5 protein-coding genes are annotated in these 6867 nt (G+C 69.2%); 2 read left to right on the plus strand and 3 right to left on the minus strand.

The window, feature by feature from the left end:
- Positions 1-140: 140 nt before the first annotated feature.
- The gene (locus DU475_RS22555; RefSeq protein ID WP_164633388.1) at positions 141-2255 is read right to left on the minus strand and encodes a pseudouridine synthase; all 2115 of its coding nucleotides are present in this window, start codon (positions 2253-2255) and stop codon (positions 141-143) included.
- Positions 2256-2421: 166 nt separating this feature from the next.
- Between DU475_RS22555 and DU475_RS22560 the strand changes: the two genes are divergently transcribed.
- Positions 2422-2868: a nucleoside deaminase gene (locus DU475_RS22560; RefSeq protein WP_013501110.1), complete on the plus strand. Its 447-nt coding sequence runs from the start codon at positions 2422-2424 to the stop codon at positions 2866-2868.
- On the opposite strand, the gene DU475_RS22565 is transcribed toward DU475_RS22560, so the two are convergent.
- Together DU475_RS22565 and purD are read right to left on the minus strand one after the other, a co-directional pair.
- On the minus strand, positions 2852-3760 hold the full coding sequence (locus tag DU475_RS22565; protein ID WP_013501109.1) for an alpha/beta fold hydrolase: 909 nt from the start codon (positions 3758-3760) through the stop codon (positions 2852-2854). The two genes, DU475_RS22560 and DU475_RS22565, sit on opposite strands and share 17 nt — an antisense overlap.
- Before the next feature lie 148 nt (positions 3761-3908).
- Complete coding sequence (gene purD, locus DU475_RS22570; protein ID WP_142882001.1) at positions 3909-5192, minus strand: phosphoribosylamine--glycine ligase; 1284 nt, start codon at positions 5190-5192, stop codon at positions 3909-3911.
- A gap of 180 nt (positions 5193-5372) precedes the next feature.
- Here purD and xseA point away from each other — a divergent pair.
- The coding region (gene xseA, locus DU475_RS22575) for an exodeoxyribonuclease VII large subunit (protein ID WP_164633389.1) at positions 5373-6867 on the plus strand (1495 nt) is incomplete at its 3' end.

Genomic DNA, 6867 nt, shown 5'->3' on the forward strand with positions numbered 1-6867 from the left:
CCCCTCCCCCTTGCGGGGAGGGGTCGGGGGTGGGGGTCCACAAGCAAAACCTTGCTTCGTAGCTACCCCCCACCCCGACCCTCCCCCGCAAGGGGGAAGGGAGCACAAGCGCCATGCCGTCGATCAGCATGAAACCGAACTCACTCGTCCCGCGGCGCGAGGTCGCGTTTGCCGTGGTAGCGGCGCGCCGGGCCGCGCGACAGCGGGCGCTCGCCGCCGTCGCTGGCGGTGCGTTCGACCTTGACCCTGCGGCCCTTGCGATCCTCGACCGCCCCGCGCTTGGTGATCGTCTTCTTCGGCTTGGCTGCGCCCTCGACCACCGACCACTCCTCGGCAGACACGACCTTGCCGGCGCGCGGCTTCGGCTTGGTCTCGCTCGGCGACGGGCCGGCGAAGTCGCAGCCGGCGAGCGCGATCACCTTCTCGCCGAGCTGATCGCGCAGCACCCGGGTCTTGACCTCGTCGACCTCGCCTTCACCGAGTTCGAGCAGTTGGAACGGCCCATAGGAGACCCGGATCAGCCGGTTCACCTCGAGCCCGAGATGCGCCAGCACGTTACGCACTTCGCGGTTCTTGCCCTCGCGGATCGCGAACACCAGCCAGACATTGGCGCCCTGATCGCGCTCCAGCTTGGCCTCGATCGGGCCGTATTGCACGCCGTCGACCTCGATGCCGTTCTGCAGCTCGTCGAGCTGCGCCTGGGTGATCTCGCCATGGGCGCGGACGCGGTAGCGCCGTAGCCAGCCGGTCTCCGGCAGTTCGAGCGCACGCGCGAGGCCGCCGTCATTGGTGAGCAGCAGCAGGCCCTCGGTGTTGAAGTCGAGCCGGCCAATCGAGATCAGCCGCGGCAGCCCTTCGGGCAAATGATCGAACACCGTCGGCCGGCCTTCCGGATCGCTGTGCGTCGTCATCAGCCCGCGCGGCTTGTGATACAGGAACAGCCGCGTCCGCTCGCGCTCCGGCAACGGCTTGCCGTCGATGGTGATGACATCGCTCGCCTTGACGTCGAGCGCCGGCGAATCGATCACCTTGCCGTTGACGGTGACACGGCCTTCCGTGATCCACGCCTCGGCATCGCGGCGCGAGCACAGCCCGGCACGCGCCACCACCTTGGCGATACGCTCGCCAGCCTTGTCGGATTTGGCCGGTGCCGCCGGCTTCCGCTTGGAAGCTGCCGGGTCCTGCTTGCGAAACGCACCGCGGCCGCCGAACGCCGGACGCTTGGCGAAGACCCGGCTGTCGTCCTCATTGTCGCGGCGCGGACGATCGAAGCCGCGCTCTTCGTCCCGACCCTTGCGGGGACGATCGAAGCCGCGGCCTTCGCTGCGCGGATGCTCGTGCCAATCGCCGTGCCTGGCGGCGCGGTCGCGCTGCGGGCGATCCTCACGAGGACGGTCGCTGCGGGGACGGTCACTCCGCGGGCGATCCTCGCGCGGACGATCGAAGCTGCGCTCGCGGAACGGACGCTGCTCGCCGTCGCGCGGGCGCGAGAATTTCGGCCGGTCGCCGCCGCGTTCCGGACGGTCCGAGCGCTCACCACGGTCGAACCTGGGCTTGTCGCCGCGAGCCTTGTCGAACCGCGGCTTGTCTTCCCGATCCCGATCGAAGCGCGGCTTGTCGTCACGCGATTTCGAGAACCGCGGCTTGTCGAAGCCGCCTTTGTCGAATTTGCGGTCGCGATCGCCGCCGGCACGCGCCGGCCGATCCTCGCGGGCCCGCCACGGCTTGTCGTCACCGCGGTCGCGGCCGGGCTCACCGTCGCGCTTGAAGGTGCGCTTGGGGCGATCGGCAAAATCGCGCTTCGGCCGGTCACCGAAATCGCGCTTGGGACGATCACCGAACTCCTTGCGCGGACCGCGCTCGGCACGCTCCCCACCGCTGCGCGCGGGGCGGTCGTCGCGGCTAAAACGGGGACGCGGCGCATCACCGTCATCACGGCGCGGACGGTCGGAAAAGTCGCGGCGCGGCGCGGCACCGTCGCGCTTGGCATAGGGCCGCTTGCCCTCGCTGCCGAACGAGCGCTTGGCGTCGCCGCCGAACGACTTCTTGGCGTAGGTCTTCTCCCCACGGCCCTCGCCGGCCCCCTCGCCTGCGCGCTTGGCGAACTTCTTCTCCGGCCCTCGCGCCGCGCCGGAACGGCCCTTGCCGCCCCCCGGACCTCTGCCGCCAAAACCGCCCTTGCCGCCCTTGCCGCCGGCGGGCCTGTCGCGGCGGCCACGCGCAGAATCGTTGTCTTTACGGGTGTCGCGGGGCATGACTGGTCTTTCTATCGGAACACGAAATGGGGCACAGGCAGTCGGGAACGGCTCGCAGGCCGCGCGCTCCGATCGAAACGCGCATGGTCACGCAAAACAGCCATCCACTTTTGCTGAAGTCGGTCTCCTAGCAGAGTTTTCGGAGCGAGACGAGCCAAGAACGACGATGACGGCTTCCACTTTCATGGAATTGGCGCTGGCCGAGGCAGCCGCGGCGGGGGCTGCCGGCGAGGTGCCGATCGGCTGCGTGATCGTCCGCGACGGCGTGGTGATCGCCAAGGCCGGCAACCGCACCCTGACCGACCGCGACCCCACCGCCCATGCCGAGCTGCTGGCGATCCGGCAGGCGTCGGCCAAGCTCGGCAGCGAGCGGCTAGTCGATTGCGACCTCTACGTCACGCTGGAGCCGTGCACGATGTGCGCCGGTGCGATTTCGTTCGCCCGAATTCGGCGGCTGTATTTCGGCGCGTTCGATCCGAAGGGCGGCGCGGTGGAATCCGGCGTGCGTTTCTACGGCCAGCCGACCTGCCATCATGCGCCGGAAGTGTATTCCGCGGTCGGCGAGCGCGAGGCCGCGGCGATGCTGCGGGAGTTCTTCAAGGCGCGGCGCTGAAGAACTTCAACAACGCTTCGGCGGTCTGATCCGGCGCCTCCTCGGTGAGGAAGTGACCGGAATCGACCGGTCCGCCCTGCACGTCTTTCGCCCAATTCTTCCAGGTGTCGAGCGGCGTCGCGGCCGATTGCGCGATGCCGGCGTCGCCCCACAGCGCCAGCATCGGCACTTCGATCTTGTTGCCGGCTTCGACATCGGCCTTGTCGTGCTCGAAATCCGCGAACGCGCCCGCACGATAATCCTCGCACATCGCGTGCAGCCGCATCGGGTCGCGGAACGGCGCCAGATAATGTTCGAGCGCACGCGGATCGAAGCATGACAGATCGTGGGCCTTGGCCCAGCTCGCCAGCTTGTTCTTCAGGAAGAAATCCGGCGCGGCGGCGATCAGCGTCTCCGGCAGCGGCGCCGGCTGCGCCAGGAAGCTCCAATGATAGATCTTCAGCGCATAGCGCCGGTCCATCCGCTGCCAGTATTCGTAGGTCGGCAGGATATCGAGCACCGCCAGCTTCGACAGCCGCCCCGGCGAATCCAGCGCCATTCGGTAGCTGACCCGGCCGCCGCGGTCGTGGCCGGCGAGCGCAAAATGCACGTGGCCGAGCTGCTCCATCGCCTCGATCAACTGCCTGGCCATCGCCCGCTTGGTGTAGGGCGTGTGCTTTTCGTCGCTCTCCGGCATGTCGGACCAGCCGTAGCCCGGCAGATCGGCGATGATCAGCTTGAACCGCTCGGCGAGCTTCGGCGCAACCCGGTGCCACATCACATGGGTTTCGGAGAAGCCATGCAGCAGCAGCAGCGGCGGCCCGTCGCCGCCGGTGCGGGCGAAGATCCGGCCCGACGAGGTGTTGATCCACTCCGAGCCGAAGCCCGGAAACAAGTCGGCGAGATCGGGCATCGGCGAATCCTTCCAACTGGGTGTCGTCAGCTCCAAACACGACCTCATCCTGAGGAGCGCTCCGAAGGAGCGCGTCTCGAAGGATGGGCCGCCGCCTCGCCCTTCGAGACGCGAGCTAGCGCGCGCTCCTCAGGGTGAGGCTAACTGATCACTTCCTCCGCCGTTCCCGCGCCACCGCCTGCCAGCCGATGTCGCGGCGGCAGAAGCCTTCGGGCCAGTTGATCACGCCGATCGCCTCGTAGGCGCGGCGCTGCGCCTCGGCGACCGTCTTGGCCGACGCGGTGACCGCGAGCACGCGGCCGCCATTGGCGAGCACCCAGTCGCCCGACGCCACCGTGCCGGCGTGGAAGATCTGCACGCCTGGAATCGCGTCGGCGCGCTCCAGGCCGGCGATCCGGGTGCCCTTCTCGTAGTGTCCCGGATAGCCCTTGGCGGCCATCACCACGGTGAGCGCCGGATCGTCGTGCCAGCGCAGGCTGACATGATCGAGCTGGCCGTCGGCGCAGGCGAGCAGCGCCGGCACGATGTCGGACATCATCCGCATCATCAGCACCTGGCACTCCGGGTCGCCGAACCGGACATTGTATTCGATCAGTTGCGGGCCGTCCTCGGTGATCATCAGCCCGGCGAACAGCACGCCCTTGAACGGCGCGCCCATCGCCTTCATCGCCTTCAGCGTCGGATAGATGATCCGCTGCATCGTCTGCTGACAGATCGCGTCGGTCATCACCGGCGCCGGCGAATACGCCCCCATGCCGCCGGTGTTCGGTCCCTTGTCGCCGTCATAGGCGCGCTTGTGGTCCTGTGCGGAGGCGAGCGGCAGCGCGTGGTCGCCATCGCACAGCACGAAGAACGACGCCTCCTCGCCGACCAGGAAATCCTCGACGACGACTTCGACGCCGGCGTCGCCCAGCCCGCCGCCGAACATCATGTCGACCGCGGCCTCCGCCTCGGCAAGCGTCGTCGCCACCACCACGCCCTTGCCGGCGGCGAGGCCGTCGGCCTTGACCACGATCGGCGCGCCCTGCACCCGGATATAGGCCTTGGCCTCGTTCGGATCGCTGAACCGTTCATAGGCGGCGGTCGGAATGTCGTGCGCCTTGCACAGATCCTTGGTGAAGCCTTTCGAGCTTTCGAGCTGCGACGCCTTGCGGCTCGGTCCGAACGCCTTGATGCCGGCCGCGGCCAAATCGTCAACGATGCCGGCGGCGAGCGGCGCCTCCGGCCCGACCACCACGAAGTCGACCTGATTGGCCTTGCAGAACGCGATAACGGCCGGGTGGTCGGCGATGTCGAGCGCCACGCAGGTCGCCTCGCGGGCGATCCCGGCATTGCCCGGCGCGCACCACAGCTTGGTGACCAGCGGCGATGCCGCGATCTTCCAGGCCAGCGCATGTTCGCGCCCGCCCGAGCCGAGGAGGAGAATATTCATGAAAGCCTGACCGTACGCCCCGTGGATGGTCCGCGAGGTGTAACACGCGGCAGGCGGCCGGCAACGCGCGCCGGCGCGGATGTGGATATGTCCGGGTAGAGGCTCCGTCCCGGCCGCGGGTTGGCGGCCGGCCAGAAAGTCCCTACTTTCCGCCGCACCCTTCAACCCCGATCGAATCGCATGGCCCGACTGCAGTCTCCCCAAGCCCTCGCCAATGTCGGCGAATTCACCGTTTCCGAGCTGTCGCAGGCGCTGAAGCGGACGGTCGAGGACACCTATGGGCATGTCCGGGTGCGTGGCGAGATCACCGGCTTCCGTGGGCCGCACTCGTCCGGTCACTGCTATTTCGCGCTCAAGGACGAGGGCGCCAAGATCGAGGCCGTGATCTGGAAGGGCGTCGCCGGGCGGATGCGGTTCAAGCCGCAGGAAGGCCTCGAGGTCATCGCCACCGGCAAGCTGACCACCTATCCGGGCTCGTCGAAATATCAGATCGTGATCGAGGCGCTCGAGCCTGCCGGCGTTGGCGCGCTGATGGCGCTGATGGAAGAGCGCAAGAAGAAGCTCGCCGCCGAGGGCCTGTTCGACGAGGCGCGCAAGCAGCTCCTGCCGTGGCTGCCGGAGGTGATCGGCGTCGTCACCTCGCCGACCGGCGCCGTGATTCGCGACATCCTGCACCGGCTCGAAGATCGCTTTCCCCGCCGCGTGCTGGTTTGGCCGGTGCGGGTGCAGGGCGAAGGCTCAGCCGAACAGGTGGCGGCTGCGATCCACGGCTTCAACGCGCTGCCCGAAGACGGGCCGATCCCGCGGCCGGACCTGCTGATCGTCGCGCGTGGCGGCGGCTCGTTGGAAGATCTTTGGTCGTTCAACGAGGAGATCGTGGTCCGCGCCGCGGCCGACAGCATGATCCCGCTGATCTCGGCGGTCGGCCACGAGACCGACGTCACGCTGATCGATTTCGCTGCCGACAAGCGGGCGCCGACCCCGACCGCGGCGGCCGAAATGGCGGTGCCGGTGCGCGCCGAGCTGTTCGTCGAGGTCGGCGGGCTGGCCCGGCGGATGCTGTCGAGCTGGCAGCGCGGCCAGGATTTCCGCCGCAACGAGCTGCGCGCCGCCGCCCGCGCGCTGCCGGGCGCCTCCGACCTGCTGGCGATCCCGCGGCAGCGGCTCGACACTGCGGCGGCCTCGCTGCCTCGCGCGCTGCGCGCCAACACCCACGCCCATCACCGCCGCTTCGCCACCGCCGCCGCTGGCATGACGCTCAAGGTGCTGCGGGCGCAGGTGGCGCACAGCGCCCATCGGCTCGACGTCTCCGGTACCCAGTTGCAGCGCTGCGCCCGGGCGACGCTGCGGCACCGCCGCGACCGGTTCGAAGGCTTGGCGGTGCGGCTGCAAGCCTCCCGGCTGGCCAACCAGCAGGCGCAGCGGATGCGGATCGCCGGCGAGCAGGAGCGGCTGCAGCGGCTCGCCGAACGCGCGCGGCGGGCGCTGGCCACCCTGCTGGAGCGCCGTCAGGCGCGGCTCGACGCCACCGGCAAGCTGCTCACCGCACTGTCGTATCGCGGCGTGCTGGCGCGCGGCTTCGCGCTGGTGCGCGACGCCGAAGGGCGCTCCGTGCACACCGCCGCCTCGGTCGCCGCCGGCGCCAGGCCCCGCGGCGAATTCGCCCACCGCCGGC

It is taken from the genome of Rhodopseudomonas sp. WA056 (assembly GCF_010906995.1).
Taxonomy (GTDB): Bacteria; Pseudomonadota; Alphaproteobacteria; order Rhizobiales; family Xanthobacteraceae; genus Rhodopseudomonas; species Rhodopseudomonas palustris_G.

What these genes read in the sequence shown, in the direction of transcription:
- DU475_RS22565 (WP_013501109.1), bottom strand. Translation starts at nt 3,760, where the DNA reads ATGCCCGATCTCGCCGACTTGTTTCCGGGCTTCGGCTCGGAGTGGATC.
- DU475_RS22560 (WP_013501110.1), top strand. Translation starts at nt 2,422, where the DNA reads ATGACGGCTTCCACTTTCATGGAATTGGCGCTGGCCGAGGCAGCCGCG.
- purD (WP_142882001.1), bottom strand. Translation starts at nt 5,192, where the DNA reads ATGAATATTCTCCTCCTCGGCTCGGGCGGGCGCGAACATGCGCTGGCC.
- DU475_RS22555 (WP_164633388.1), bottom strand. Translation starts at nt 2,255, where the DNA reads ATGCCCCGCGACACCCGTAAAGACAACGATTCTGCGCGTGGCCGCCGC.